We start from the raw sequence: 26773 nt of genomic DNA, 5'->3' as shown, positions 1-26773 counted from the left end.
CCAGATCTCAACAAAATTGAAAAGTTCTGGGCTAGATTGAAAAACTATGTTAGTCAGATTATCAATGATAGTGAAAACCTTGTGGATGCTGTGAGTAAAGCCTTCAGGCATCTGTCCTAACTAACTCGTTCTATGCCATACTTTCATTAGTGATTGCAAAGCGATCGCTAGGCAAGATCGCCAGATAAAATTGAGAAACTAAGCTATATAGGAGCGATCGATCTTTGTGTCCTTTGTGTCTTTGTGGTTCGTTCCACCCCCTAGCCAGTTTTAAGTAGGTAGGCGTTAAAAATTATCAGATGCCCCCCTTATTAAGGGGGGACTAAGGGGGGATCGGCACTCCCCTTATCAAGGGGGGACTAAGGGTAGGGTTGATTCATGAATCAACCCTACTATGAATTAACCCTAGGACTAAGGGGGATCGAACCTAAAATCCATTTTTAATTTAATTATAACCAGCTACTTAGAATATATTTTACCCAGAAAACCTAAGAGACCCCCCGATTTTCAGTACAATATTACTGCAATATTAAAAGCAGTGAACGAGTAAACAGCGATGATCACCGGCGAATTAAAATCCAAAATAGATAAACTTTGGACAACCTTCTGGAATAACGGCATTAGTAACCCGCTTTCGGTAATCGAGCAGATTTCCTATTTACTCTTTATCAAGCGCCTAGATGACCTAGAACTAGCTAAGGAGCGTAGGTCCCAAAGATTAGGCGAAAACCTCGAAAATCCCACCTTTACCCCCAGCCAACAGCATATCCGTTGGTCCCACTTCAAAAATCTCGATGATGCCGAGACAATGCTCCAGATTGTCCGGGATGAAGCGTTCCCCTTTATCAAAGATCTGGGGCAATTGTCCAAGGGTAGCACCTACGCTAAACACATGAAGGACGCGGTGTTTCTCATCGCCTCCCCGGCCCTGCTGGCCACGGTAATCGAGCAAATTGAAAAAATCCCCATGGAGGATCGGGACACCAAAGGCGACCTTTACGAGTATATGCTCTCGAAACTGAGTACAGCCGGGACTAACGGACAGTTTCGCACGCCGCGCCATATTATCAAAATGATGGTGGAGTTATTAGCGCCAGGACCCCGGGAGGTTATCTGTGATCCGGCCTGTGGCACAGGAGGCTTTTTAGTAGCGGCTGCCGAGTATGTGCGGGAGTTAAAGGACAGCGAGGGGGGACGTTTGCTCCATGAACGCGGCAACCTAGAGCATTTCAATAACCAAATGTTCCACGGTTTTGATTTCGATGCGACGATGTTACGCATCGGCAGCATGAACCTGATGTTACACGGTATCGAGCAGCCGATTATCGAGGCCCGGGATTCCCTATCGGAGGACCACGCCGGGGTAGAGGATAGTTTTACCATGATTCTGGCTAATCCACCGTTTAAGGGTTCGGTGGAGAAGTCCACTATTGCCAAGGATTTATCGAAAATCATTGACACCACTAAAACCGAGTTATTATTCATGGCCCTGTTTTTGCGCTTGCTGAAGACGGGGGGAAAAGGTGCGGTAATTGTGCCGGATGGGGTGCTATTTGGCTCGTCCAAGGCCCATAAGGACATCCGCACCATCTTGGTGGAGGAACATAAGCTAGAGGGGGTGATATCGATGCCGTCGGGGGTGTTTAAACCTTATGCGGGGGTATCTACTGCAATCCTGATTTTTACGAAGCTGGGGGTAAGGGAAAAGGGGACTGACTTCGTTTGGTTTTATGACATGGTGGCGGATGGTTTCTCTCTCGATGATAAGCGCCAACCGATTGCCGATAATGATATCCCAGACTTGCTGCGCTGTTGGCAGCAACGCGACTCCGCTAAGGATACCAATCGCCAAGCAAAGGCGTTTTTTGTGCCTCGCGAGGAGATTCAGGCCAATGCTTATGATCTATCAATTAACCGCTATAAGGAGATAGAGTACGAGGAAGTGAGCTATGAGCCGCCGAAGGTGATTTTACAGAAGTTACGGGCTTTAGAGGCTGATATTCGTCAGGATTTGGACGCATTAGAGGAGATGTTAGGAGATTAGGAGATGAAAAATCTACAGCTAGAGGTTATTCTGCGGGAGATAAAAGATTATTTCCATCTGCTCTATCAAAACCAATTACAGAAAATCGTCCTTTACGGTTCCCAAGCACGGGAAGATGGACGGGAAGATTCTGATATCGATCTTTTGGTCATTCTTTCTGGTGTGGTGGATCCTTATCAGGAAATTGACCGCACGAGTGAATTTATCGCTAGGCTTTGCCTTGATTATAATGTGGTTGTTTCCCGTCATTTTATCTCTGCGGCAAAGTTCCAGAGCGGAGATAATCCATTTCTTGACAATATACGGCGCGAAGGGGTTACGCTTTGAGCAATGATTGCATTGGTAGTTTTGCTCAACCGAAAGGATATTTGATTTATGTTTGAAAATAAGATTGATCAGGTTTTACACGCATTAAAGGAGATGTTGGGATGAAGGAATTAAAATTCTATCTTTTAGGAGAACTGGGAGAAATCACTTCCAGTAAACGAATTTTTCAGTCTGAATATGTTGATGATGGTATTCCATTTTACAGAACAAAAGAAATTAAAGAACTTGCCAATAAAGAACCCATCTCTAACGAGCTTTTTATATCAAGAGAAAGATATGAAGAGATCAAAGTAAAATTTGGTGTTCCTGAAGTTGGAGACATCCTTATCACTGCCATAGGAACTGTTGGCGAAATTTATATCGTCGAGAATGAGAAAGAATTTTATTTCAAAGATGGAAATATTTTATGGCTGAAAGGATTCAAAGATGTTGACCCATTTTTTTTGAGATATCTTCTATCGTCACTAATTAATGAATTGCAAAATCTTTCCTCTGGCTCTGCTTATAAAGCCCTGCCAATAACAAAGTTAAAGGAATACAAAATACCCCTCCCACCCCTCGAAGAACAGCGAAGAATTGCGGCAATTTTAGATAAAGCGGATGGGGTGCGACGTAAGCGCAAAGAGGCGATTCGGTTGACTGAGGAGTTATTGCGATCAACTTTCCTAGAGATGTTCGGTGATCCAGAAAATAGTGTATATCCTGTTAAAACCCTCAATGATGTGTGTTCTAAGATTACAGATGGCGCACACTTCACACCAACTTATACATCAACGGGAGTTCCTTTCTTGCGTGTCACAGACATTCAAAATGACTTTATAGACTGGGAAAATGTTAAACACATACCGATTGAAGAGCATAAAGAATTAATCAAAAGATGTCACCCGAAAAGAGGCGATATACTCTATTCAAAGAACGGAACTATTGGAATTCCAAAGATTATTGATTGGGACAATGATTTCAGCATTTTTGTTAGCCTGGCATTATTGAGTCCTAAAAAAGAGATTATACTGAGTGATTTTCTAGAGTCATTCTTGAGGACTCCTTTTGCTTTACGTCAGGCACTTAGCCATACAAAAACAGGGACTGTTTCTAATCTTCACTTGGTAGAAATACGCAAAGTTAAACTTCCTGTTCCAGATATTCATATTCAAGAGCAGTGGATTCTGTATAAATCTGAAATACACAAAATGCGGAATCAGTTATCGGGTGCATTCGATGAATCCGAAAATCTCTTTAATTCCCTTTTACAAAGAGCATTTAGGGGGGAACTGTAGCCATGGCAGCCGGCGGATTACTGCCATAATCTTGTGGGAAATACCATTAAAAAAGACCGTTGGACAATTAACCAAGATTCCTATCATCTCACACTGTCACGCGGGAAAAACCTAGATAAAATAACCGGCTCTTCTCGACTTTGTGTGATAAGTTTAAATTATATAGGATCGATCGATCTTTGTGTCCTTTGTGTCTTTGTGGTTCGTTCCACCCCCTCGCTAGGAGAAATGTATCTTAGAATACATTTTACCCACCAAACCTAGGAGAGCCAATAACCGAACTTGCTGTTTTTAAATTGGCAACATTTGGAGTAAAATAATGGAAAAAGTAATTAACAAAGTTAACATCAAAAAGCAAAATAATGACTTTAACTATTGGCAAAAACAATCCTATCAAAAACGATTAGAAGCGTTAGAACAAATTCGCCAACAATACCACCAATATAAATATAATGCTGAACCAAGACTTCAAAGAATTTATACAATTGTTAAACAATAATCAGGTAAAATATAGAGATAGCCAAAACTTTGGGAATAATAGAGTTATAGACTGGGGAGCGCAATATGGATTCAAACTTCTCCTTCCTGCGAGATCAATTCCCGACAATCTACGATCATGCCAGCCAAGCGGAGGGATTAGTCTTCAGCAACCCCCGGGCCAGTTGCTTCTATACCCGTTTTGTTCTAGAACAAATGGTCTGCTGGCTCTATGAAAACGACCCCTACCTGCAACCGCCCCGGGAAAGTAACCTAGGCGCTCTCATCCACGAGCAAACCTTTAAAGATAACCTTAAACCAGGACTTTTCGGCAAAATTCGCACCATCCACAAAGTCGGCAACAACGCCGCCCACGATACCAGCCTCATCAGTGAACGGGACTCCCTGCACCTGATCGAGGAACTATTTCATCTCACCTACTGGCTGGTGCGCTACTATGGGCAGAATGGGCGAAAATTGGGCGATATTAGCTTTGATCGCCAGAAGATACCGGCGGCCGCACCCCCCGCTCCCAAACAACTGCAAGACCTGGAAAAACGCCTGTCCCAAAGCGATGCCCTGCGCCAATTGGCCGAAGCAAAACAGCGCCAAACCGAGGCCGAACTCGCAGCCGCTAGGGCCGAACGGGATGCCCTCCTCGCCCAAAATCGAACGATCGCTGACCAGCACGACTACAACGAAGCCGACACCCGCCGCTACCTGATCGATGTACTACTCCAAGAGGCCGGCTGGGATACCAAAGCAGCCAACGTCACCGAGTTCGAGCTGCAGGGGATGCCCATCCAAAAGCCCGGAGATACCGGACGCGGTTTCGCCGATTATGTACTATGGGGTGATGACGGCAAACCCCTCGCCCTCGTGGAGGCAAAACGCACCAGCAAAAGCCCCGACAGCGGCCAACAGCAGGCCAAACTCTACGCCGACTGCTTAGAAAAAAACTACAACCAACGCCCCGTTATTTTCTACAGCAACGGCTATGAAACCTATCTCTGGGATGATCTCACCTATCCCCCCCGTCCCGTCCTCGGTTTCCTGCGAAAAACCGAGCTAGAACGGCTAATTTTCCGCCGTTCCCACCGTAAACGCCTCAGCAACACCGCCATTAACGAGGATATTGTCGGCCGTCCCTACCAGAAAGAGGCCATCCGCCGTATCACCGAAACCTTTGAAGAAAAGTGCGCCCGTAAGTCCCTGTTGGTTATGGCCACCGGAACCGGTAAAACCCGAACTGCGATCGCATTGGTGGAACTGCTCAAGAGCGCCAATTGGGTAAACCGAGTCCTGTTTCTGGCCGATCGCAATGCCCTATTAAAGCAAGCCTATCGAGCCTTTCAGCGTCATCTACCCAGCGTTACCGTCCTAGATCTGACCCGCAGCAAGGACGTGACGGGGGCTAACGTCATCTTCTCCACCTATCAAACCATACTCAACGCCATCGATCGCATGGATGCAGAGGGGCGAATCTTTGGGGTGGGTTATTTTGACCTAGTGATCGTCGATGAGGCCCATCGCTCCATTTATCAGAAATACGGCGAAATATTCGATTATTTCGATGCCCTGCTGGTGGGGCTAACTGCCACGCCGCGCTCGGAAATAGACCGGGACACCTACCGCATTTTCCAGCTACCCCAGGGCGTGCCTACCTTCGCCTACGAGTTAAATGATGCCGTTAGGGATGGCTACCTTGTCCCCCCCAAGGGCGTTACTGTACCGTTTAAGTTTCTGCGTACTGGGGTTAAATACAGTGAGCTAACCCCGGAGGAGCGGCTAGACTACGAGGAGAAGTTCCGGGACGAGGAAAGCGGCGAACTACCGCAGGCAATTAACGCAGCTGCCTTTAATCACTGGTTATTCAATATCGACACCGTGGATCAAGCGTTAGAATTATTGATGCAACGGGGGCTAAAGGTCAACAGTGGCGATCGATTGGGTAAAACGATTATTTTTGCCCGTAATCACCGACACGCCCAATGTATCTGCGATCGCTTTGATATTAACTATCCTCACTACAAAGGTCATTTCGCCAAAGTTATTGACAGTCACGACAATTACGCCCAGAGTCTGCTCGATGACTTCAGCGAAGCCAACAAAGAACCGATTTTAGCCGTCTCGGTGGATATGCTCGATACCGGCGTAGATGTGCCGGAAGTGGTCAATTTGGTCTTTTTTAAGCCCGTATTCTCCCGGGTGAAGTTCAATCAGATGATCGGGCGCGGGACCCGTCTCTGTCAGGATTTGTTTGGGTCCGGCAACCATAAAACCGAGTTTCTGGTCTTCGACCTCTGCGGGAATTTCGAGTATTTCGAGCAGGATATCGATGAAACAAGCCAGAAAATACCCGAAAGCCTCACCAGTCGCCTAGTTAAACATCGCCTCGAGTTGGCAACCCGTCTCGCTCCCTCCAAGCCAAGCGCAACACCTAGAGCGAGAGAGCAGTCCTCTACTTACAAAGTCGAGCGGGCCGGCGACCTATACACGAGTTTGCTCGATGCACTCCATCAACACATCGCCACCATGCCCCGGGATAATTTCCTCGTGCGTCGTCGCTTGCCGCAGGTGGAAACCTTTAGTCAGCGCCAGCGTTGGGACAACCTCAGTCAGGAGGACGCGGCCACCATTGCCGACTGCTTGGCCGGTTTACCCAGTAGTCTGCCCAATGAGGATCCCCTGGCCAAGGAATTCGACCTTCTCTGTGTGAAACTGCAATTAGCCATTCTCAAGGCCGACCGTAGTTATGAGCGATTGCGGGACAAAGTGCGGGATATTCTCTGTCAACTGGAGACTAAACCCGATATACCGATGATTAAGGGGCAATTAGCCTTTATTCGCGAGCTGCAGGACGAAAGCTGGTGGACCGGCGCAACGCCGTCAATGGTGGAGGGGATTCGGGTGCGTGTCCGGGATCTGGTCAAGTTTATCGATCGCCAAAAGCAGCAGATCGTGATCACCGATTTTGTCGATGAGATGGGGGAGGTGCAGATGGTCGATATTCCCAACACTTCGACACGGCTCAGTGACCTCCATCAGACCGGTTTTAGTCGCGAACAGTATCGCCGGAAAGTCGAGGCCTATATCCGTCAGCATCAGGATCACCTTGCGATCGCTAAGTTGCGGCGCAATCTCCCCCTAACGGAGACGGATTTATCTGCCCTAGAGGAGATGCTATTTTCGGCCGCAGAAATTGAGAGCCGTCAGCGTTTTGAGGAGGTCTTTGGCCAGACAAAAAGCCTCAAGCTCCTGATCCTGGAAATCGTCGGACTCGATCCCGCAGGGATCCGCGTAGCGGCACGCCAGGCGGCTAAACAAGCTTTTGCCTGTTATTTGCAGGGGACAAACTTCTCGGCCAATCAAATCCGTTTTATCGAAAATATCATCGATATGCTCGCTAAAAACGGAGTTATCAATCCGGGGGCGCTCTACGAGCCTCCCTTTACCGATAACCATCCCGAAGGTCTAGATGGGATGTTTAATGATCAGGAAGCTGATCGGATCGTCTCGATTTTGCGATCATTTAATGAGTCCGTTGATGCGGTTTAAGAACAAGCGCGGTTGATGTAATTGTAATAAGTAGCTGGTTATAATTAAATTAAAAATGGATTTTAGGCTCTTCGGGAATTGTTATGCAAATAATTAACTTAAAATAAAATTCGATGAGAGCGCCTACGCTCAAAAGTATCTGAAATCCATATAGGGAAGGACTTAAGGCATCAACAGGTTAATACCAAAAGATAGACAATCGAGTTAAGATTTGATATAATAGCCAAAAACCAGATTATTTTACTTATGATACTTGACAAATTTTTGAACCTAAAAGGAACCTGTATTCAAGGCTATCTACACCTAGAAAATATCGGTATAGTTTGCCGAATCGAAAAATCAAAAAGCAACCTGTCCTCGTTGTGGGTTAGAGAGCGATAAACTCCACCAAAATCATCGACATTTAGTCAAAGATTTACCAATCTCAGGTCAACCAGTATACCTACAAGTTAATCGTCGTCAATTTAAGTGCGATAATTGTCAGAAACCCTTTAGCGAAGAGTTAGATTTTGTCGCCAAGAAACGAACCTATACGAAAAGACTAGCCGAGAATATACTCGAACAATTAAAAGAAGGAGATATTTTAAATGTTAGCCGAAGAAATGACGTAACGTATGTTGTCTTGGCATCTTGTATGTTGATTTAGCATAAAGAGTAACGAAGAGCCAAAATTACTGGTGCAAGTTGGGAATCTGGTAATGTACCGCAAGTCCTTCGTCATCGCTGTGCTTATCTAAATGGTTGCCTTTTTTAACTTTTTTATTGAGATCATTAAGCATTTCTACTTATGTCAAAGGGTAGATGCTCCCAGGTCATAACTATTCTAGACTACGGATGTCTCCGCATTACTGCCCTAATTAATAAATTGACAAACAACTTAAAATGATCACCAACATATCTAGACAACTAACCACTGGCGCTCTTGCTATCGCTGGCAGCGTTGCCGCTTTCGGCTTTGCCAATACTGCCCCCGTCCAGGCGCAGGTGGATTGTTTACCACAAAGTTTCAACAATTTCAAGACCAATCCTTGCCGAAAAGGGGACAAGTTGTTTACACACATCAACTCATCTGGCATTGGTATAAATGACCCGGCCAATTTTCTGACCATTACGGAAACCGTGCTGCCCTTGGGCGATTTGCACACCTTCACCTTCACCCCAGCTACCCCTCTGACCAGTTTAGGTGGCGATTATGTCATAGATTACACGATCGAGATCATTGATGACCCCGACACTCCCAACGTCAACGAACTTTTGACGAAGATGTTCGAAGCATTCAGCGCTGGCTATACCACAACTGGCCAGACTGACTCCGGTGTCTCTCTGAGCAAGACGGTTTGGTCAGATGCTTTCGGCGGGTCGAGTTTGGTCGGAACCTCGGAGGCCAAAAGCTCTGATATTGGTGGCATTGGCTCTCCTGGCCTAACGGTTCCAATTGCTCCGAATATCCTGAAACTTTACGTCAGAGACACTTTCTCTGTCTCTGATGTTGACGGATCACTTAACAGTATCACCAACGATTTCAGACAAAAATCAATTGGCGTACCCGAACCTTCTGCTATCCTGGGTATCTTAGCCGTTGCTGGTGTTGGTGCTTTCGCTCGTCGCAAGAGCTAGTCACTGCCATTAAATCAAAGGCAAGCGTTAAGGTTAAGCTTAACGCCTTTTTTGTGTCTAGAGAAGGGGATGGGGGAGTGGGGGGTTCGAGCATTTGTATTAAAATATCCAATACGCAATTTAAATGCAGTATACTGTTCACTTAACAATCCCACTGGTCACTGATAATTGATCACTGATCACTGATCAGCCATTCCGATGCCCTTTCACCCAGATCTAGGGGCAGACTAACCGCTTTACCGAGACGGGGACGCTCGCGGGTTTCGCGGATAAAAGCTTGAAATTGACTAAAACCACCCCATTCGTGGAGATAATTAGCGATCGCATTGAGATGTTCCAGATATTCGGACTCGGAGAGGGGAAAAGAAGCTTGTTCGAGATATTTCCACATTACCTGGACATGAACCTTATCTTTGATGCGTCGCAGCTGAATATCGTAGGAACGACCCCATTTTTCTAGTAATAATTGCTGTAAGTCCACACCCGTCATGGTTGCTATCGCTTCTCAGATGTCAGTCAGTCAATTAATTCTAACTTACTTTTAGCTGCTGCCCCTAGGTTAGTCCACCTCGCTTCGATTCAGACAAATTCGCGTAAAAAAGTTTTTTTCGGTACGGCGAGTATGTAAAATGGAATGTTGATCTTTCTTGGCCTAAACAGCATTTCATGATTTCGAGTAACGACTTTCGGAGCGGCACAACCATCCAGATCGATGGCTCTGTCTGGCGGGTGGTGGAATTCCTGCACGTCAAACCGGGTAAGGGATCGGCCTTCGTGCGAACCAAGTTAAAAAATGTCCAGACCGGCAACGTGGTAGAACGGACGTTCCGGGCGGGGGAAACCTTGCCCTCAGCCACGATCGAAAAGCGCACCATGCAGCACACCTACAAAGAAGGCGATCAGTTTGTCTTCATGGACATGGAGACTTTTGAGGAAGCAACTCTCACCCCGGTACAAATGGGCGAGAGAGCCAAGTATCTGAAAGAAGGAATGGAAGTTAATATTCTCTTTTGGAATGAGCAAGTGTTAGATGTGGAATTGCCCACCTCGGTAATCTTGGAAATCACCGATACAGATCCAGGAGTCAAGGGAGATACGGCCACCGGTGGCACCAAACCGGCGATCGTAGAAACGGGAGCGCAGGTAATGGTTCCCCTGTTTATTTCCATCGGTGAAAGGATTAAAGTGGATACCCGGGATGGTTCCTATCTGGGACGGGAATAATTGTGATGAGAAGCCCAGAAATGAGGCATTAGGGACGGGTTTAGGACTAAAGCCAGTTTTCTCTAGCCTGTTTACCAAAACTTAGCCGCTAGATGGGAAAAATCGACGGTTTGGTGGGTGCGAATTTGGATTTGTTGCTTTTTATTTGCGGGGGGATTTCAGAGCGGTGACTATTGATTACAACGAAATTCGAGAACTGATCAAAACATTGGCAGCAACGGATATCAGTGAATTTAGCCTGAAAAGTGGAGATTTAGAGCTAAATATCCGCAAAGGAACCGCTAATACTGCCCTTGGGCCTCTCCCCGCTCCCTTGCCGGTGGTGACGGCCCCGGTCGCCCCTCCAGTGGTAGCCGCCAGTCCCACCCCGGCCCCAGAAACCCCCACCCCCGAACCCGTGGCCGCCGCTATTGATAAAAAATGGCTGGCGATTACCTCTCCCATGGTCGGCACTTTTTATCGCGCTCCCGCTCCCGATGAACCCTCTTTCGTGGAAAAAAACGATCGAGTCCGGGTCGGACAAACGGTCTGTATTATCGAAGCGATGAAGTTGATGAACGAAATCGAAGCGGAAGTGGCCGGGCAAATCGTCGAAATCGCCGTCGCTAACGGTGAACCGGTAGAATTTGGCCAGACGTTAATGTGGGTTAATCCCGAATAAGTAAGTGGTTCTAATTAAATAGAAGATAGATTTTGTCTTTGATCCCCCCTGCCCCCCTTGATAAGGGGGGTGCCGGTAGGCGGGGGGATCCCCGCCCCCAGGAAAAACTTTTTCAGCAAGCCCTAGATAGAATGAAAGCTATCCTCATGACCGCCGTGGATGTCCTGCAGCTTCAGCAAGTCCCCACCCCGAAAATTAGTCAACCGCATCAGGTTTTAGTAGCATTAAAAGCGGCTGGTGTCAACCCTATTGATACAAAAATTCGTAAACGCGGCACTTTTTACCCCGAGCAAATGCCAGCCATTTTGGGCTGTGACGGGGCGGGAATTGTCGAGGCCGTTGGGGCGGCAGTGCAGGATTTTCGCCCCGGGGATGAAGTGTACTTTTGTAGCGGCGGACTGGGCAAGGCCGGCACGGGAAATTATGCCGAATATGCCCTAATCGAGGCGGATTATCTGGCCCACAAGCCGAAATCTCTTTCTTTTGCCGAGGCGGCCGCTGTACCTTTGGTTTTAATCACCGGTTGGGAAGCACTCTACGATCGCGCCCGTCTTCAGTCGGGACAAAGCGTACTTATCCATGGCGGGGCCGGGGGTGTTGGTCATGTCGCGATTCAATTGGCGAAACTGAAAGGGGCTAAAGTTTATACGACGGTGGGAAATAGCGATAAAGAGCGTTTAGTGCGGCAATTAGGGGCAGATTACCCGATTTTATACAAACAAACCGATTTTGTCGCGGCGATACTTGAACAAACCGCAGGGAAAGGAGTAGATATCGCTTTTGATACGGTGGGAGGGGAAACTTTTGGCCAAACTTGCCGAGCGGTGCGAGTATACGGCGATATGGTGACGATTTTGGAACCTACGGGCAGCTGGAAGGAAGCACGCGATCGCAATTTGCGGATTAGTTTAGAATTAATGTTAACCCCGGCTTTGATGGGACTGCCAGAAGCGCAAAAATATCAAACAGAAATTCTCAGACAAGGAGCGCGTTTAATTGACGAGAAAAAGTTAACCATTCATCTCTCCCAAACCTTCCCTTTAGCGGCAGCTATCAGCGCCCATCAATTGCTAGAAACTGGTTCGGTGACGGGGAAAATAGCCCTAATTATCGACTAGAAATCTGCTTGTTACTACTGGTGAACAGCAGAAGTTACTAAAAGAGGACAAAGGCAATTCACCGCTACAGTTTTGAAAATCGGTCAACCTGATTACGTTAAAATCAAAAGCAGGATACTGTGTATGACGGAAAAACTCGATGAACTCAGTGATTAAAGCGGTACAAACTGCCTATTATGGGGATGCAGCCTATCGGACACCACCACCGGACTTAGAATCTCTCCTGCTCAAAGAGAGAATTGTCTATCTGGGGTTGCCCTTATTTTCCTCCGATGATGTCAAGCGCAATGTCGGGGTGGACGTGACGGAATTAATTATCGCCCAACTGCTCTACCTGCAATTTGACGATCCCGAAAAACCGATTTTCTTCTATATCAACTCTACCGGCACATCCTGGTACACTGGCGACGCGATCGGCTACGAAACCGAAGCTTTCGCCATCTGTGACACCCTCAATTACATTAAACCTCCCGTTCATACTATCTGTATCGGACAGGCCATGGGAACTGCAGCGATGATTCTTTCCGCAGGAACCAAGGGTTTTCGCGCCTCCTTACCCCACGCTACCATCGTTCTCAACCAAAATCGCACCGGGGCCCAGGGACAAGCCACCGATATCCAGATTCGCGCCAAGGAGGTAATCGCCAATAAACAGACGATGTTGGAAATTTTCTCGAAAAATACGGGTCAAACCACCGAAAAACTGGCGAAAGATATGGATCGCACCTTCTATCTCACCCCACAACAGGCGAAAGACTACGGATTAATCGATCGCGTTCTCGAAAGTCGCAAGGAACTACCGAAACCCCTCGCCCAAGTTAGTTAAGATTTATTACAAATTAGCAGGAGTTGTTACCAATTATGCCTATCGGTGTGCCAAAAGTTCCCTACCGTCTGCCTGGTAGCCAATACGAACAGTGGATTAGCATTTACAGCCGTCTTTCGGTGGAACGCATTCTTTTTTTGGGGCAGGAAGTCACCGACGGGTTAGCCAATGCCCTTGTGGCCCAAATGCTTTATCTCGACTCGGAAGACCCCACCAAACCCATCTATCTCTATATCAACTCGCCGGGGGGTTCCGTTACTGCCGGGATGGCCATCTACGACACCATGCAGTACATCAAAGCGGAAGTGGTGACTATCTGTGTGGGATTAGCGGCCTCCATGGGGGCATTTTTACTGGCTTCCGGTAGTCCGGGTAAGCGTCTCGCTCTTCCCCACGCGCGGATTATGATTCACCAACCCATGGGCGGAACTGGGCGCCGGCAAGCGACGGATATCGACATTGAAGCTAAGGAAATCCTGCGTATTCGCCAGCAATTAAACGAAATTATGGCTAATCGCACCGGACAAACCATCGAACGCATCGAAAAAGACACGGACCGCGATTATTTCCTCTCCGCCGAGGAAGCCGTCGCCTACGGTTTAATCGATAAAGTGGTGGAGGGAAGACCGGCTTAAGTCAGTCAGAGGTTAGAACAGGCGAGAAACCTGTTCTAACTGCCATTGGACAAACTTCCTTGCTTGCTTTATTAACCTTTGGTTTAGCGGGTGTTGGTTTCAGAAAACGAATTTAATCTTGAGATGGCAAAGATGGTTAATTACCCTTAGCCATCCTCTCCCCACTCCCCACTTTTCTTAAACAGGATTTAGTCTAGGATGCCTGCTAGGAATAAAGAAAAATGATATTACTTTCGATCGCCCATTGGGCCAATTCCGTGCGATTATGAAGACCGGTTTTATGGAGCATATTCGACACATGACTTTCGATTGTCCGTTGACTAACATTGAGTTTTGCGGCGATTTCCCGATTAGCCAGTCCTTGTGCGACCAATTGTACTACTTTTAATTCCGTTGGGGTTAATTCCACATTACCCTGGACTTGAACAGGGGTGACATCCAGGGAATGGATGCGGGTGCTGCGTTTCAGCAACCGGCCTGCTTGTTTGAGGGAAGACTCCACCCGGGCCACTAATTCTTCCGGTTCAAAGGGGTTGACCATATAGACATCGGCCTCGGCGGTTACACCTGTTACCTTGTCCTGACTGTCCCCCTCAGGGGAGAGAAAGATCACGGGAATGCCACTAAAACGACTGTCCCGACGAATTTTTTCGAGGAAGGCATAACCGTCCATTTCCGGCATGATCAGATCACAGATAATCATATCGGGGATTTCTCCTGCTTTGGCAGCATTTGCCCCGCGTTCGAGGATTTCTAGGGCATCGGGACCGTTTTCTGCGGTTGTCACCCTATAACCACGAAACTCTAGATAATCCTTCACCAAAAGTATTAAATTCGGGTCATCGTCGATTAATAAAAGTTGTTTATTGTCTTTGTTGGTCTCTTTCATCGGTATTTTCTGGGCTGCAGGGTTGGGGGAATGGAGACGGACAAAGGATCGACAGGCAAGAGGCAAAAGGTAGTTAGATATGTGTAATTGATTGTGTTTCAGCTAGTTTTAACGCTGTTTTCCTCTATTGTTTCGGGTTCTTCTTCTGGACAGTTCAGGGAAATTGCCGGTAAATCGTGGCGAAGGAAAGCATATTCAGTGACGATTTGATTACCGATTAGGTGTTCTTGGATAATTCTTTCGATCGCTTCCTTGTTTACCCTTCCATACCAGACTCCTTCCGGGTACACTAATAAAATCGGTCCTTGGCTACAAACCCGCAAACAGTTGGCTTTAGTGCGAAAAATACAGCCCGGACGGTTCGCGCTGGGGCGATCGAGTTGTAATTCACTTAACCTCTTCTTTAAATAATCCCACACTTCTAACCCTTCTTCCTTGTCACAGCATTTTGGCTTAGTCTGATCGCAGCAGAGAAATAGATGACGCTGGATCTGGGCCAGTCCCAACTTAGCCACATTTTCCCCTAAGATATCTCTGGTGTCCGCTTCTTCCATAAATTTTTTTTATCAATTAAACTCTTGACATTGAACAGAAAATGTGCATGGCCGACTAAAATTTCGGTTTGAGGATGTAACGATAGATGAGATAAACGATAGCGGCAAGGATTAAAGCGCTTAAAACTGCGCTAACTAGCCGTAAAATCGCCGTTAAAATCGAAAGAGCCACAAAAACCCCCGCCACTGCCACGACTACCTGTGCCGGTGTGGACAGGCTGCCGTACCAAGTTTTCACTTTTTCGAGGGTGGCAGCGAAACTAACCGGGGTATCAAGGGGGGGAAAATCGTCGGTTTCGATTTCCACTTCCACTTCTTCTGGGGTATATTTAGTATCGAACGGTTCGGGAGACTGCATAAACACTCAAGCTACTTAACACTTCATCCCTATTTTATCGATGATTGGGGTTAACAGGGGTTGAGACAGAATTAATGTAACAATGAGTTTATCAATAGCTAAACGACCGGAATCTATGAGCCTATCGACTCCCACCGTTACCGCCATCAATTATCCCGATGCTACCATCACTAGGGCCGAACGCGCCCTCTGTTGTTCCCCTTTCCGTGTCACCCTATTCGCCGCTATGCTTGAGCAAAGTGTATCACTTTTAAGCATTCCGGGTGCTGGGGGTTTAGAGAAAGGTTATACTTCCAGACTGCTGACGGAAGCAGCAGCGGAAAGCTATCTTCTCTGGTTGATTAAGGTGGGAATTTTGCGGCGAGAAGTAGATGGACAGGGGATAACCGATAGTTTTCGTCTCACTCCTTTGGGGAGGAAATTAATAGAAAAATGGCAACCCCAAGGGGACTTTTTCCCTAAACCCACTTTCTGGCAAAGATTTTTCAATACTCTGCAACGTTGGTTTTCTTTTTAATGCTGTTAAGGTGAGGAGTCGGGTGTCAGTTATCAGTTATCAGTTATCAGTTATCAGATGTGAGTTTTCAGTTATTAGCCTCTTGCATGAGTGCCTGTCCTTATAAGTAGCATATACTCAACGGATTTAGTATCAACTGATTACTGTTTACCGATTACTGTTCACTGAAAATGCTCAATTAAAAAAACTAGATGAAAGCAATTATGGTAGTGGGGACAACCTCCCACGCGGGTAAGTCTTTTTTAACTGCGGCTTTATGTCGTTTATTCAACCGGAAAGGCTGGCAAGTAACACCCTTTAAAGGTCAGAATATGGCCCTTAATGCCTATGTTACCGCCGGAGGGGGAGAAATGGGTCACGCTCAGGCGGTGCAAGCATGGGCCGCGGGGACAATTCCCCGGGTAGAAATGAACCCAATTTTATTAAAACCCCAGGGAAATATGACCTCTCAGGTGATTATTAAAGGTAAGGCTGTTGGTGTCACCACGGCAGCGGATTATTATCAGAATTATTTTGAGCAAGGTTGGCAAGCAATTAAAGAATCTTTAGCCAAATTATCGGCAGAATTTGATCTAGTTGTCTGTGAAGGTGCGGGAAGTCCGGCGGAAATAAATCTCAAACATCGTGATTTAACTAATATGCGGGTGGCTAAATATCTCGATGCCGCTACTATTTTAGTGGTGGATATTGATCGCGGGGGAGCTTTTGCTCACGTCGTCGGTACGTTAGAATTATTAGAACCGGAGGAAAGAGCTTTAATTAAAGGTATTGTGATCAATAAATTTCGCGGACAAAAATCTCTCTTAGATTCGGGGATTACTTGGCTAGAAGATTATACAAAAATTCCTGTGTTAGGAGTTCTTCCCTATAGTGATATATTTTTAAGTGCCGAGGATTCTCTTAGTTTACTCGATCGCCCCGCCCAAAAACCCAAAGCTGAACTAAATATCAGTGTCATTCGTCTGCCTCATATCGCTAATTTTACTGATTTTGACCCTCTCTGTGGTGAAGCAACGGTCAATGTTCGTTATCTAGAATTACAGGAATCTTTAGGTGATCCCGATGGGGTAATTATCCCCGGCTCTAAAACCACTGTTGCTGATTTAATTGCTCTTAATCAAAGTGGTATGGCTAATCAATTACAAGCCTATCACCAAAGGGGAGGTGTTATCTTTGGCATCTGTGGTGGTTTGCAAATGTTAGGGCGATTAATTCTGGATCCTGACCATCGAGAAGGTCCCGACAGTGAGGCAGCTGGCTTAAATTTACTGCCCTTAAAAACGGTAATTACTGCCGAAAAAATTACCCGTCAACGCCAAGTTTTATCCAATTATCCCCAAGCGGGTTTACCTGTAATAGGATACGAAATTCACCAGGGAATAAGCGCATGGGAAAGTGAATCAGGTTATCAAAAAATGTTCGAGGAAGATGCTAGTCTGGGAATTGTCAATGATTCTCTCTCAATTTGGGGCTGTTATTTACATGGTATCTTTGATAATGGTTCTTGGCGAAGAACTTGGCTAAATCATCTACGTCAGCGTCGGGGTTTATTATCTTTGCCTACGGGAATTGCTAACTATAGTAAACAAAGAGAAATAACCCTAGATGCTATGGCCAATTTAGTGGAAGAACATTTAAATCTTCAACCTATTTTTGCTCATTTATAAGGATAAATTATGACTATTGCAGTGCGTTTTTTACCCGATGATATTATCATAGAAGCGGAAACTGGAGAACTATTATTAGATGTGGCCAAAAAAGCAGGAATTGACATTCCTACCGGCTGTTTAATGGGTTCCTGTCACGCTTGTGAAGTAGAATTAGATGATGGTACTCAAATTTGTAGCTGTATTACTGGTATCCCCGGCGATCAAGAGTCTTTAACCGTTCATTTATATTCCGATCCGCTCTGGTAGGTTGATCCCTTAGATCTAGTCAAACTTGGGAACAATCCAAGCCGCTATAATAGCCAATAAAACAACAATCTCTAAGACTTTATATAAGTTAAGAGATTGTAGCCACTGCAAAGTATTAGCTAGACGCAAACTTAACCCCCATTGACGTAATTGAGATAACCATAATTTCGGGCTATCTTGTTCACGAAAACGCCATTTAAGGATAGATAATAACAGGGGAACCCCTCCCACTTTAGCAGTCATGAGTAGGTGCAGGATCAGAACTACTGCCATAATTAACCAACTGAGCAAATGGGCATAATACCAAAAGTGATTTAATTCCCCTTCCGGTAGCCATTCGGAATCCATCATCCGGCCACTATACAAGGCAAAAGTTAGGGCAAAAAGAGTCAAAGTATTGACTAAACGATGGAGACTGTACCACCAAATCGGCCGACCAAATTGGGTTAATTTGTTAAGAGAATCACTTTGAATTAATCTTTTGTTGCCCCGACGAAAAGCATAGATAGCAAAAACGGGAAAGATAATCAGAGTATAGAGGCCAAAAGTGCCGTGAATACTTTCAATTTCTTGATATTCTGGTAAGGGCAGTTTTAACCAACGACCGTCAAAAGTATCATAGGTCCAATAGGCCGTAACCATGGCGGCAATGAGGACAATTCCCGTTAATCCGTGCAGAATTCGCAGTAAAAGAGGTTGATAAGGTTGATTAGTTTTCATGAACTCGATCGATACAATAGGGGATGTAAACTTGCCCAGATACTATGTTAACTAATCCTTGGCTCGTCGCTGTTCTTCTCAATACCGTCCTCCTCGGAATCGCCTGGATTGCCCCAAAAAAGCTCTTAACTCCGATGGGTTATCTCCATGCTTGGGTTTTAGGGGTAATTGTCTGGGGAAGCTTGGGATGGCGCGGTTATCTGATTGTTTTATTCTATTTCCTCGTCGGTTCTACTGTCACCCGCATCGGTTTAGCGCGCAAGCAAGCGGAGGGAATTGCCGAAAAAAGAGCGGGGGTGCGCGGTCCTGAAAATGTCTGGGGTTCCGCTTTAGCGGGGGCAATTTGCGCTATCCTCAGTCTTTTTGTCGCTTCTCCCTGGGATTACCTGTTAATACTCGCTTATGTGGCTAGTTTTAGCACCAAATTAGCCGATACTACTGCCAGTGAGGTGGGTAAAGCTTACGGTAAAACCACTTATCTAATCACTAATTTTAAATCCGTCCCCCGGGGAACAGAAGGTGCTGTTAGTTTAGAGGGAACGCTCGCCGGTTTGCTGGCAGCCACGGCAATTTCCCTGTTAGCATGGGCTATCGGTGCGATCGATCTTATCGGTGTGTTATGGTGTGTAATTGCGGCCTTTATCGCCACCAATATCGAAAGTCTCATCGGAGCTACTCTACAAACTCGCTTTCTGTGGTTAACTAATGAATTGGTCAATGTGATCAATACGGTTATCGGTGCGATCGTGGCTATCCTGTTAAGCTTGTTCTGGTCTTTCAGCTAAAATTAAGTGACTAAAGAAATATCTATGCTAAAGTGGCGTTTTTGTGCATTGTCCCTGCTGTTACTGCTAATTACTGCCTGTGGGACGGAAAATCAACCCAATTCTAGTTCTACCACTGCCAATAGTCCCGATGCGGGCCGCTTGCAAACGGTGAAAAATCGCGGTAAGTTAATTTGTGGCATTAACGGGGAAGTACCGGGGTTTAGCTTTGTTAATGAAAAAGGCGAATATTCGGGCTTAGATGTGCAAATTTGCCGAGCTATTGCGGCTGCTCTCTTTGATGATCCCTCCAAAGTCGAATATCGTAAACTTAGCCCCCAAGAGAGATTTACTGCCGTACAGACGGGAGAAGTGGATATCCTCAGTCGCAACACCACCTGGACGATTAACCGGGATACCGCTCTGGGGATGGAGTTTATCACCCCGGTTTTCTATGATGGTCAAGGAATTATGGCCACGAAAGCCAGTAATATTAAGAAATTAGAAGATTTGAGCGGAAAGTCCATTTGTGTGCTATCGGGAACCACCACGGAACAAAATCTGGCCGATGCCATGGCAAAAGCGGCAGTGCAAGGTTATAAACCGATCGTTTCCGATGATGTGGAGGCCTTATATACAGCTTATCAGGCGGGGCGCTGTCAGGCTGTCACCTCCGATCGCTCCCAATTGGTGGCCCGGCGCTCGGTTTTTCCCCGACCGCAGGATCATCAATTATTAGAAGTGGTAATATCTAAGGAACCCTTGGCCCCGGCCGTGGCCGATGGTGATCCCGCTTGGTCGAATGCCGTCCGCTCGATCGTTTTTAGTTTAATTCAAGGGGAAGAATTCGGGATTAACTCCCAAAATATTGCCACTTTTGCCGATAGCAAAGACCCCAGTATTCGGCGCTTTTTGGGTATCGATGAGAAGTTAGGTGAAGATATGGGTTTAGCCAATGATTTTGCCCAAAGAGTCTTAAAACAGGTGGGTAATTACGGTGAAATTTATGATCGGGAAATCGGTAAACCCCTGCAACTCGATCGAGGTTTAAATAATCTTTGGACAAAGGGGGGTTTATTGTATTCTCCTCCTTTTCGTTAATTTTAAAATTGTGTTTCCTGACGGGGAATATAGACTCCTAATGCCGCCGGAATAACTCGAAACATGGCGGGAGTAGTGCTAGTAATTTCGCCATCGGTGTTAATACTATGGGGTTTACGAGTCTGAATTTGAATTTCTTTACCCTTAAGAGTTCTCACCCAAGATAATAAACCCTGTTGTCCTCGCGGTAATGTCCATAAAAGCTGGAAAATTTGCCACCAGTGTTCAATTTCTAGGCTATATAAATCTAATCTTTGATCGTCGATTTGGGCATCGTGAGCGATCGGCATTCCTCCCCCATAATAACGACCATTTCCGATCGCTATTTGTAGGGTTTTAACTTTGATATTTTGGCCATCAACACGGATCATAGCAGTAAAAGGACGGGTTTTACTTAATACCTGTAAGGCTGTCCAAGCGTAGGCAAAAATTCCCAAACGTCGCTTTAAACCCTTGTTCAGTTTTTGGGTAATTTTCACACTTAATCCTAAACTAGCTACGTTGAAAAAGTATTTATTATTTACCCAACCTAGATCGATATATTTTAAATTACCTTCCGCAATAATTCGACAGGCTTCGGCAATAGAATTCGGTATCCCTAAAGTCCTGGCCAAATCATTAGCGGTTCCCAAAGGTATAATACCTAGGGGCAGTTGAGTTTCTACCAACATATCCGCCATAGCATTAAGAGTCCCATCGCCACCACCGACGATAACTAAATCAATATTAGAGCGATATTTTTCCATCAAAAAAGGTATATCTTCTACCTTTTTCAAAGGGACGCTGATAATTTCAAAATCCCAATGATTGAGCAGCTCGACAGTTTGAGCAAAGTTTTCTTTACCCTTGCGCGAGTGACGATTGATTAGTAGTAAAGCTCTTTTAGTCATAGGTAAGTTTCTCAGTAGCATCAATATCTGAAGATAGACCAAAACCAGCTTTTTGAGAGATTGTATATAGACTTGGCCGCAACCCGAGCCACCAAAGCCTTGTAGGGACTGAAAACAGTTGGTTTTCCCACAAGCTGGTGATGGGATTTGAACCCGCGACCGGCTGATTACAAATCAGCTGCTCTACCACTGAGCTACACCAGCATTTTTTACCAACCCATTATAACATAAATAGACCAAGTGGTCACTGAGCCTTGTCGAAGTCTGGATATTTTTTCTTGTCGAGCATACTCATCACCCTGCTTTCCTTCCCCAGTCAGCTGCCCGGAGACTAGGGACCGATACACAGACGTTCAATGAGTCAAAAGGGATGACCAATAATTAGTTATCAGTGACCATTGACCGTTTAATAAGAGCCAGATTAATCCCCCTATTCCGAAAAGAATAGTCAAGACATAAAATTGTGATTGACCGGAAACATTATACTTTAAGGCACTGCCGCTAAAAATCGTCGCTAAACTGACCAAATTAACCAGACCATCAATAATATAACGATCAAGCCAAGCGGTAATTTTGGACAAGCTGCCCACCGCTAAAACCACGGTAAACTGATAGATGCGATCAAGATAAAAGTCATAAGCGAACAAATCTTGCAGGAATCGCAGGATTAACCCGGTTGGTCTCGCCCAAGCTCGTCTTAACTCTACCATTAACCCGATAACTAGGCCAATTACTCCAGAGGCCATCAGTAAGGGAAAACCCCAGACAATAGCGAAACTCCGGTTATTAACGAGAGGATTGGTGAAAGATAGCCAAAAATCCCAACGTAGGGGAATAATCGGGGCCAATAAAACGATTAAAATCAATGCTACCATGGGCAAAGCCATCGGCCAAGCCACTTCCGGGGTGCGATGGGTTTTACTTTGGGTTTGTCCCAAAAAGACTAAACGAAATACCCTGGTGAGATTGACGATGCTAAGACAATTAACAAAGATTAAAACCGCTAATAACCACCAAGGAATCGCCCATTCGCCACTTAACCACCGTTTTAACGTCCAAAACATCCCCATGGGCATTAAAACCGTCATCCCCGCAGAACCCCCTAAAAAAGCCATGGTCGTGGCCGGCATTCTTGCCCAAATTCCCCCCATTTCCGTGATATTTTGGTTACTGGTGGTGAGAATTAAGGCTCCTGCGCTCATAAACAATAAGGCTTTTGCCACCGCATGGGAGAATAAAATTAGTAAAGCGATATCCACATGACCTAATCCCACCGCCACAAAGACCAAACCGAGATAGGCACTGGTGGAGTGGGACAAAGCGCGTTTAATATCAATTTGGGACAAGGCCATCAGAGAAGTCCCAATGGCCGTCATTGTCCCCAACACTATTAAAACATTGGCAGCGATCGGAGATAGGGTAAACACCGGCTGCAGCTTAATTAAAACATAGGCCCCGGCCGAAACCACGATCGAATTCCGCAGGATTCCGGCTGGATTTGGTCCCTCCATCGCCTCATCTAGCCACAAATTCAGGGGAAATTGGGCGCATTTACCCGTTGGACCAGCAATAAGGGCTAATCCTAATAAAGTCGCCGTCAGAGGCGGTACAGGGTTATCTACCGCCCAATTTTCTAACTGAGAAAAACTCAATCCTTCTCCATAACTGGACAGAGCCACCAAACCCATCAATAAAATAATATCGCCGACGCGCTTAGTTAAAAAGGCATCTCGGGCCGCAGTTACGACCAAAGGTTGAGCATACCAAAAACCGACAAGGAGATAGGTAGAGACCGTTAACATCTCTAGGAAAGCGTAACTGAATAGTAGGGAGTCACTGAGGGCAATTCCCCCTAAAGCTGCCTCAAAAAAGCCCATTAAGCCGTAAAATCTCGCCAAAGACCAGTCCTTTTCCATGTAGCCAAGGGCATAGATTTGGGCCAAGAGACTGATGAGGGTAATCACTTCCAGTGTCCCCAAACTGACGGGAGAAAGTTCGATCGAAAGAGATAAACTAAGATCGGCCACTTTTACCCATTCAAAAGCCAGTTTAATCGTCTCTCGATGCCAAATTTGATTAAAAGCGATCGTTCCGTGTATTAACCCTAAGACGGTCATCAATAGATTAATATAAGCCGCCGGCCGCGGACCGGTGCGACTAATAATGCCTAAAGACCAAGGTAGGGTTAAAATCGAACCAATTAAGCCATAAATGGGAATTAACCAGCAAGTGTAAAGGAATAAATCTTTCATTCGGGGGGTTATTCAGTTATCAGTTATCAGTTATCAGTGATCAGGTTTAAGTTTTAAGTTATCAGGTTTAGGTTTTCAATTTTCAACAAATTTAGGCTCTTTCACTGGTTACTGGTTACTGATTACTGATCAACGGCCATAAAAAACCAACACTCGCTCGAAAAGGGAGCGAGTTTAGTCAATTTAGTTATTTTACATTTAATCCCGCGATCAGGCTAAATGCGCTGTAATAAAGATTTACCGTGGGAATCGGTGCTACAGGTGGCGAATAATTGATATTGACGACTCAGAGCGAGAGCTTGTTCGGTTTCCGGTTGACTCGGTAGCCAGGGTTTGGGATTGCCGTAGGCATAAAAAGCCTCAATACCATCAATACCCAATTCTACCGCCGCCGCCACTAAATCGGCCGCGGGACGATGGTAACGAAAGGGATGGGCCAGAACTACTAAAGCCCCCGCTTGCTGTAAACTGTTAATGACTCTAGAGGCTAAAGCCTGATCTCCTTCTGGTTTTGATCTTTGCAGATAGGGAGTCAAGACGGCATGAGCGGGATCGAAACCATAGCCAAGAATATGCACTTCTGTGTCTAAGAGATTCGCCGTAATTTCTACCCCTGTCCAGAGATGGGGTAGAGAACCCTTTAAATGCTGATTTTCTAGCCAAATTTGGGCTTGTCGATAACCTTCGAGCGAGTGATGATCGGTAATTGCTAATCCTTTTAGTCCGATGTCTAACGCTTGTCTCATCAAGTCTTGGGGACTCATTTGACCATCGGAACAATGGGTGTGAAGATGGAAATTGTAATGGTGGGGACAACTATCATAGCCAATATTTGCCCACACCGCTTTCAGGGCGAGGGTATCTTGAGCTAGGGGTGGAATTGTAGCAGAAACGACCATGCAGTATTGAGGAACTTTCCCAAAGATTACAAATTGTTAACAATCAGCATAACAAATTATTATGGTGAGCAGCAGAAGTTGTTCAAAGAGGGCGAGTGCAATTCGCCCCTACGATAATATGGTTCTTCGGTTTGTGTTATGCAATGGACGGGGGTTATAAGGGATGGAACCCTTATATAGAAAGGCATTTAGCGATTTTTGTCAATTGTTTTTGATCTAGAGCGAACTAATCAATTAAGTCTCTTACCAGATAAGAATTTAGTCGATTTATGCCCCCCTATCGAACCATACCAAGTAACGAAGAACCGATAATATTAGGGGAGTAGGGAAGTGGGGAAATGGGGAAGTCAGGAGATTTGTCTGCAACTTTTCAATCTGTCGACTTGACATTTCGTCGGACTGATGTTATAAGTGAACTATGCTACCAAGCACTCGCAATCTTGTCTTCATGAAAACTAACAAACAACCTACTAAAATGATCAAAGAATTCTCTAAACGAGTAACCACTGTTGCTCTTGCTACCGCAGGTAGCGTTGCCGCCTTCGGCTTTGCCACTACCTCCCCCGCCCAGGCGTCTACTATTGCTGTTTGTCCTAATGCCGGTAATTTTACCTTAGCTGACTTCGCGTTTTTAGGGGCGACCGGATGCTACGTGGGTGACAAGAGATTTCAATATCTGGATGCAGACCCGTCTACTGGGAATATAACAAGCGGTATTGTTTTGATAAGTTCACCCCCTACGTCTGCGAATTCGCACAGTTTCAACTACTCACCAAGACCCACTGCTCTAACTCAGGCCGGAGGAACGTACACCATAGACTACCTGGTCGAGGTCTTTAACGATCCCGCCACTTCCGTGGATGAGACGTTAAACCAATTTTTCCACCAGTTCAGTATTGGCTATGATGCGACTGGCATGGCTGACGCAGGTATCACTGTGAGCAAGACGGTTTGGTTAGGTTCTATCGGCGGGACGCTAGTCGGAACTTCGACGGCTAAAAGCACCGACCTTGGTGGCCCTTCTGCTGGTAATGTAGTTTCGGTTCCGGGACACGTCCAGCAACTTTTCGTCAGAGATGTTTTCAATACCACTTCTCCCATGGGTGCCATTAACAGTGTCACCAACGACTTCACACAGAAAACCAAAGCAACACCCGAACCTTCTGCTATCCTGGCTGTCTTAGCCGTTGCTGGTATTGGTGCTTTCGCTCGTCGCAAGAGCTAGTCACTGTTATTAAATCAAAGGCAAGCGTTAAGGTTAACCTTAACGCCTTTTTTTGTGTCTAGAGAAGGGGATGGGGAAGTGGGAAGTGGGGGAGTGGGGGGTTCGAGCAACGCTAAGAGAGAAAAAGCAGCGGGGATCACATATCTGTATTAAGTGCTACAATAATCCAAGATTCCATTAAAGGTTAGATTATCAAACGCCGACTCAGGACTATCAAGGTCGGAAAACCTCGTTCGATAGTCTGAGCAGAGGCAAGACAATCGGTTAGAACTAATTGACTATCTGAGACTGTCCAATCGTTGGGATCGACTTCGGGTATCAGTGAGGATATCGATCCGCAATTCTCAGGAGTAACACCAAATCTCCCTGATCCAGTGCAGTTGACAAGCCTTTTTGTTCGTAGTGACGACTTCAGTCGTCCCTGATGATAACTGGGGTTGGCAAACTGGATTTAGGATAAACCTGTCTTAGTGCGGTTTTGTCGTTACTTGTCTAAAAATTGTTGCTATTTCACTAACTACCTTATTTTTTATAGTTAAAAATTATGGCAAGCAAATCTTATTCGATGGTGCAAAATTCCCCAAGCGGAACAACCGGAACGGGACTGGATCAAACGGTTGAAAGAATTGGCAGAGATCCGGGACTTGCTGGTGCTAATCTCGGCACAAATATTACGGGTGGAATGACGGCAGCTAACGGATTAAATCAGTTAATCTTAGAAGCCAAACAAGCGACTGGAGTTGCTATTAACGGCATTTTTACTGTCAGTGACGTAATTTTTATAATTGAGAATAAATTCTCCTTGACTTGATTAATCTTTAGGCAACTTTTAAGAAGCTGCTATACCTATCCCTAACTCACAGTTATAAATAGCCGCCAACAAGTTAACTCTTAAACTATATCTTCGACGACGATTCCGATATT

General features: G+C 45.7%; 26 protein-coding genes, 1 tRNA gene and 2 pseudogenes. 19 read left to right on the top strand and 10 right to left on the bottom strand.

Annotation, left to right across the window (positions count from 1 at the left end; genetic code table 11):
- Positions 1–556: 556 nt before the first annotated feature.
- The 7 genes and pseudogenes from IM475_RS09445 (at position 557) to IM475_RS09415 (ending at position 9300) form a co-directional block, all read left to right on the top strand.
- The gene (locus IM475_RS09445) at positions 557–2044 is read left to right on the top strand and encodes a type I restriction-modification system subunit M (protein WP_287727387.1); all 1488 of its coding nucleotides are present in this window, start codon (positions 557–559) and stop codon (positions 2042–2044) included.
- A gap of 3 nt (positions 2045–2047) precedes the next feature.
- Positions 2048–2371 carry a nucleotidyltransferase domain-containing protein gene (locus tag IM475_RS09440; RefSeq protein ID WP_002750888.1) on the top strand — a complete coding sequence of 108 codons (324 nt, stop codon included), beginning with the start codon at positions 2048–2050 and terminating at the stop codon, positions 2369–2371.
- Between the two features lie 101 nt (positions 2372–2472).
- On the top strand, positions 2473–3648 hold the full coding sequence (locus IM475_RS09435; protein ID WP_287727386.1) for a restriction endonuclease subunit S: 1176 nt from the start codon (positions 2473–2475) through the stop codon (positions 3646–3648).
- A gap of 319 nt (positions 3649–3967) precedes the next feature.
- Positions 3968–4147: a hypothetical protein gene (locus IM475_RS09430; protein WP_002746635.1), complete on the top strand. Its 180-nt coding sequence runs from the start codon at positions 3968–3970 to the stop codon at positions 4145–4147.
- A gap of 65 nt (positions 4148–4212) precedes the next feature.
- Positions 4213–7683, top strand: coding sequence for a DEAD/DEAH box helicase family protein (locus IM475_RS09425; RefSeq protein ID WP_287727385.1), 3471 nt, complete (start codon positions 4213–4215; stop codon positions 7681–7683).
- 246 nt (positions 7684–7929) lie between these two features.
- A pseudogene (locus tag IM475_RS09420) lies at positions 7930–8296 on the top strand (transposase family protein); the annotation flags it as partial.
- 269 nt (positions 8297–8565) lie between these two features.
- Positions 8566–9300: a PEP-CTERM sorting domain-containing protein gene (locus IM475_RS09415; RefSeq protein ID WP_287727384.1), complete on the top strand. Its 735-nt coding sequence runs from the start codon at positions 8566–8568 to the stop codon at positions 9298–9300.
- A 172-nt stretch (positions 9301–9472) separates the two neighbouring features.
- Here the strand turns inward: IM475_RS09415 and IM475_RS09410 are convergent, their stop codons facing one another.
- Positions 9473–9790: a DUF3067 family protein gene (locus tag IM475_RS09410; RefSeq protein WP_002801936.1), complete on the bottom strand. Its 318-nt coding sequence runs from the start codon at positions 9788–9790 to the stop codon at positions 9473–9475.
- Between the two features lie 176 nt (positions 9791–9966).
- Here IM475_RS09410 and efp point away from each other — a divergent pair, with 176 nt between their 5' ends.
- From efp to IM475_RS09385, 5 genes are all read left to right on the top strand, one after another.
- The gene (gene efp, locus IM475_RS09405) at positions 9967–10524 is read left to right on the top strand and encodes an elongation factor P (RefSeq protein WP_002750882.1); all 558 of its coding nucleotides are present in this window, start codon (positions 9967–9969) and stop codon (positions 10522–10524) included.
- 166 nt (positions 10525–10690) lie between these two features.
- A complete protein-coding gene (gene accB / locus IM475_RS09400; RefSeq protein ID WP_287727383.1) occupies positions 10691–11185 on the top strand; it encodes an acetyl-CoA carboxylase biotin carboxyl carrier protein in 495 nt (164 codons plus the stop codon).
- Between the two features lie 131 nt (positions 11186–11316).
- Positions 11317–12303, top strand: coding sequence for a zinc-dependent alcohol dehydrogenase family protein (locus tag IM475_RS09395; RefSeq protein ID WP_287727382.1), 987 nt, complete (start codon positions 11317–11319; stop codon positions 12301–12303).
- Between the two features lie 139 nt (positions 12304–12442).
- Positions 12443–13129: an ATP-dependent Clp protease proteolytic subunit gene (locus IM475_RS09390; RefSeq protein WP_002746650.1), complete on the top strand. Its 687-nt coding sequence runs from the start codon at positions 12443–12445 to the stop codon at positions 13127–13129.
- A 35-nt stretch (positions 13130–13164) separates the two neighbouring features.
- Entirely contained in the window at positions 13165–13764 is a 600-nt protein-coding gene (locus IM475_RS09385) for an ATP-dependent Clp protease proteolytic subunit (RefSeq protein WP_002734165.1), read from the top strand.
- 205 nt (positions 13765–13969) lie between these two features.
- Here IM475_RS09385 and IM475_RS09380 read toward each other — a convergent pair whose 3' ends face one another.
- The 3 genes from IM475_RS09380 to IM475_RS09370 form a co-directional block, all read right to left on the bottom strand.
- On the bottom strand, positions 13970–14653 hold the full coding sequence (locus IM475_RS09380) for a response regulator transcription factor (protein ID WP_287727381.1): 684 nt from the start codon (positions 14651–14653) through the stop codon (positions 13970–13972).
- A 98-nt stretch (positions 14654–14751) separates the two neighbouring features.
- Positions 14752–15207, bottom strand: coding sequence for a (2Fe-2S) ferredoxin domain-containing protein (locus tag IM475_RS09375; RefSeq protein ID WP_036402182.1), 456 nt, complete (start codon positions 15205–15207; stop codon positions 14752–14754).
- Between the two features lie 55 nt (positions 15208–15262).
- On the bottom strand, positions 15263–15565 hold the full coding sequence (locus IM475_RS09370; RefSeq protein ID WP_079205566.1) for a hypothetical protein: 303 nt from the start codon (positions 15563–15565) through the stop codon (positions 15263–15265).
- A gap of 115 nt (positions 15566–15680) precedes the next feature.
- On the opposite strand from IM475_RS09370, the gene IM475_RS09365 reads away from it, so the two are divergent.
- The 3 genes from IM475_RS09365 (at position 15681) to IM475_RS09355 (ending at position 17998) form a co-directional block, all read left to right on the top strand.
- Positions 15681–16082: an Npun_F0494 family protein gene (locus tag IM475_RS09365; RefSeq protein WP_043995879.1), complete on the top strand. Its 402-nt coding sequence runs from the start codon at positions 15681–15683 to the stop codon at positions 16080–16082.
- 191 nt (positions 16083–16273) lie between these two features.
- A complete protein-coding gene (gene cobQ, locus IM475_RS09360) occupies positions 16274–17749 on the top strand; it encodes a cobyric acid synthase CobQ (RefSeq protein WP_287727380.1) in 1476 nt (491 codons plus the stop codon).
- Between the two features lie 9 nt (positions 17750–17758).
- Positions 17759–17998 carry a 2Fe-2S iron-sulfur cluster-binding protein gene (locus tag IM475_RS09355; protein WP_287659916.1) on the top strand — a complete coding sequence of 80 codons (240 nt, stop codon included), beginning with the start codon at positions 17759–17761 and terminating at the stop codon, positions 17996–17998.
- 15 nt (positions 17999–18013) lie between these two features.
- Here IM475_RS09355 and IM475_RS09350 read toward each other — a convergent pair whose 3' ends face one another.
- Positions 18014–18718, bottom strand: a complete 705-nt coding sequence (locus tag IM475_RS09350; RefSeq protein WP_287727379.1) for a cytochrome b/b6 domain-containing protein — start codon at positions 18716–18718, stop codon at positions 18014–18016.
- A gap of 44 nt (positions 18719–18762) precedes the next feature.
- On the opposite strand from IM475_RS09350, the gene IM475_RS09345 reads away from it, so the two are divergent.
- Both IM475_RS09345 and IM475_RS09340 read left to right on the top strand, forming a co-directional pair.
- Positions 18763–19503: a TIGR00297 family protein gene (locus IM475_RS09345; protein WP_287727378.1), complete on the top strand. Its 741-nt coding sequence runs from the start codon at positions 18763–18765 to the stop codon at positions 19501–19503.
- 24 nt (positions 19504–19527) lie between these two features.
- Entirely contained in the window at positions 19528–20583 is a 1056-nt protein-coding gene (locus IM475_RS09340; RefSeq protein WP_287727377.1) for an amino acid ABC transporter substrate-binding protein, read from the top strand.
- Between the two features lie 2 nt (positions 20584–20585).
- On the opposite strand, the gene IM475_RS09335 is transcribed toward IM475_RS09340, so the two are convergent.
- From IM475_RS09335 to IM475_RS09320, 4 genes are all read right to left on the bottom strand, one after another.
- The gene (locus IM475_RS09335) at positions 20586–21473 is read right to left on the bottom strand and encodes a lipid kinase (RefSeq protein WP_287727376.1); all 888 of its coding nucleotides are present in this window, start codon (positions 21471–21473) and stop codon (positions 20586–20588) included.
- Between the two features lie 132 nt (positions 21474–21605).
- A tRNA-Thr gene (locus IM475_RS09330) sits at positions 21606–21677 on the bottom strand.
- 149 nt (positions 21678–21826) lie between these two features.
- Positions 21827–23725: an NAD(P)H-quinone oxidoreductase subunit F gene (locus IM475_RS09325; RefSeq protein WP_287727375.1), complete on the bottom strand. Its 1899-nt coding sequence runs from the start codon at positions 23723–23725 to the stop codon at positions 21827–21829.
- 215 nt (positions 23726–23940) lie between these two features.
- Complete coding sequence (locus IM475_RS09320) at positions 23941–24624, bottom strand: PHP domain-containing protein (protein ID WP_287727374.1); 684 nt, start codon at positions 24622–24624, stop codon at positions 23941–23943.
- A gap of 448 nt (positions 24625–25072) precedes the next feature.
- On the opposite strand from IM475_RS09320, the gene IM475_RS09315 reads away from it, so the two are divergent.
- The gene (locus IM475_RS09315) at positions 25073–25849 is read left to right on the top strand and encodes a PEP-CTERM sorting domain-containing protein (RefSeq protein WP_287727373.1); all 777 of its coding nucleotides are present in this window, start codon (positions 25073–25075) and stop codon (positions 25847–25849) included.
- A gap of 544 nt (positions 25850–26393) precedes the next feature.
- On the top strand, positions 26394–26660 hold the full coding sequence (locus IM475_RS09310) for a hypothetical protein (RefSeq protein WP_287659924.1): 267 nt from the start codon (positions 26394–26396) through the stop codon (positions 26658–26660).
- Between the two features lie 18 nt (positions 26661–26678).
- Here IM475_RS09310 and IM475_RS09305 read toward each other — a convergent pair.
- Positions 26679–26773 (bottom strand): annotated as a pseudogene (locus IM475_RS09305) (IS5/IS1182 family transposase); the annotation flags it as partial.

The organism is Microcystis sp. M061S2 (genome assembly GCF_020245605.1).
Lineage (GTDB): Bacteria > Cyanobacteriota > Cyanobacteriia > Cyanobacteriales > Microcystaceae > Microcystis.
The sequence above is the reverse complement of the archived record's forward strand: the minus strand, read 5'-3'. Positions and strand labels throughout refer to the sequence as shown.

What these genes read in the sequence shown, in the direction of transcription:
- IM475_RS09440 (WP_002750888.1), top strand. Translation starts at nt 2,048, where the DNA reads ATGAAAAATCTACAGCTAGAGGTTATTCTGCGGGAGATAAAAGATTAT.
- IM475_RS09375 (WP_036402182.1), bottom strand. Translation starts at nt 15,207, where the DNA reads ATGGAAGAAGCGGACACCAGAGATATCTTAGGGGAAAATGTGGCTAAG.
- IM475_RS09395 (WP_287727382.1), top strand. Translation starts at nt 11,317, where the DNA reads ATGAAAGCTATCCTCATGACCGCCGTGGATGTCCTGCAGCTTCAGCAA.
- IM475_RS09370 (WP_079205566.1), bottom strand. Translation starts at nt 15,565, where the DNA reads ATGCAGTCTCCCGAACCGTTCGATACTAAATATACCCCAGAAGAAGTG.
- IM475_RS09435 (WP_287727386.1), top strand. Translation starts at nt 2,473, where the DNA reads ATGAAGGAATTAAAATTCTATCTTTTAGGAGAACTGGGAGAAATCACT.
- IM475_RS09380 (WP_287727381.1), bottom strand. Translation starts at nt 14,653, where the DNA reads ATGAAAGAGACCAACAAAGACAATAAACAACTTTTATTAATCGACGAT.
- IM475_RS09350 (WP_287727379.1), bottom strand. Translation starts at nt 18,718, where the DNA reads ATGAAAACTAATCAACCTTATCAACCTCTTTTACTGCGAATTCTGCAC.
- cobQ (WP_287727380.1), top strand. Translation starts at nt 16,274, where the DNA reads ATGAAAGCAATTATGGTAGTGGGGACAACCTCCCACGCGGGTAAGTCT.
- IM475_RS09415 (WP_287727384.1), top strand. Translation starts at nt 8,566, where the DNA reads ATGATCACCAACATATCTAGACAACTAACCACTGGCGCTCTTGCTATC.
- IM475_RS09335 (WP_287727376.1), bottom strand. Translation starts at nt 21,473, where the DNA reads ATGACTAAAAGAGCTTTACTACTAATCAATCGTCACTCGCGCAAGGGT.
- efp (WP_002750882.1), top strand. Translation starts at nt 9,967, where the DNA reads ATGATTTCGAGTAACGACTTTCGGAGCGGCACAACCATCCAGATCGAT.
- IM475_RS09425 (WP_287727385.1), top strand. Translation starts at nt 4,213, where the DNA reads ATGGATTCAAACTTCTCCTTCCTGCGAGATCAATTCCCGACAATCTAC.
- IM475_RS09365 (WP_043995879.1), top strand. Translation starts at nt 15,681, where the DNA reads ATGAGCCTATCGACTCCCACCGTTACCGCCATCAATTATCCCGATGCT.
- IM475_RS09410 (WP_002801936.1), bottom strand. Translation starts at nt 9,790, where the DNA reads ATGACGGGTGTGGACTTACAGCAATTATTACTAGAAAAATGGGGTCGT.
- IM475_RS09345 (WP_287727378.1), top strand. Translation starts at nt 18,763, where the DNA reads ATGTTAACTAATCCTTGGCTCGTCGCTGTTCTTCTCAATACCGTCCTC.
- IM475_RS09325 (WP_287727375.1), bottom strand. Translation starts at nt 23,725, where the DNA reads ATGAAAGATTTATTCCTTTACACTTGCTGGTTAATTCCCATTTATGGC.
- IM475_RS09390 (WP_002746650.1), top strand. Translation starts at nt 12,443, where the DNA reads ATGAACTCAGTGATTAAAGCGGTACAAACTGCCTATTATGGGGATGCA.
- IM475_RS09430 (WP_002746635.1), top strand. Translation starts at nt 3,968, where the DNA reads ATGGAAAAAGTAATTAACAAAGTTAACATCAAAAAGCAAAATAATGAC.
- IM475_RS09445 (WP_287727387.1), top strand. Translation starts at nt 557, where the DNA reads ATGATCACCGGCGAATTAAAATCCAAAATAGATAAACTTTGGACAACC.
- IM475_RS09385 (WP_002734165.1), top strand. Translation starts at nt 13,165, where the DNA reads ATGCCTATCGGTGTGCCAAAAGTTCCCTACCGTCTGCCTGGTAGCCAA.
- IM475_RS09315 (WP_287727373.1), top strand. Translation starts at nt 25,073, where the DNA reads ATGAAAACTAACAAACAACCTACTAAAATGATCAAAGAATTCTCTAAA.
- IM475_RS09320 (WP_287727374.1), bottom strand. Translation starts at nt 24,624, where the DNA reads ATGGTCGTTTCTGCTACAATTCCACCCCTAGCTCAAGATACCCTCGCC.
- IM475_RS09355 (WP_287659916.1), top strand. Translation starts at nt 17,759, where the DNA reads ATGACTATTGCAGTGCGTTTTTTACCCGATGATATTATCATAGAAGCG.
- IM475_RS09340 (WP_287727377.1), top strand. Translation starts at nt 19,528, where the DNA reads ATGCTAAAGTGGCGTTTTTGTGCATTGTCCCTGCTGTTACTGCTAATT.
- IM475_RS09310 (WP_287659924.1), top strand. Translation starts at nt 26,394, where the DNA reads ATGGCAAGCAAATCTTATTCGATGGTGCAAAATTCCCCAAGCGGAACA.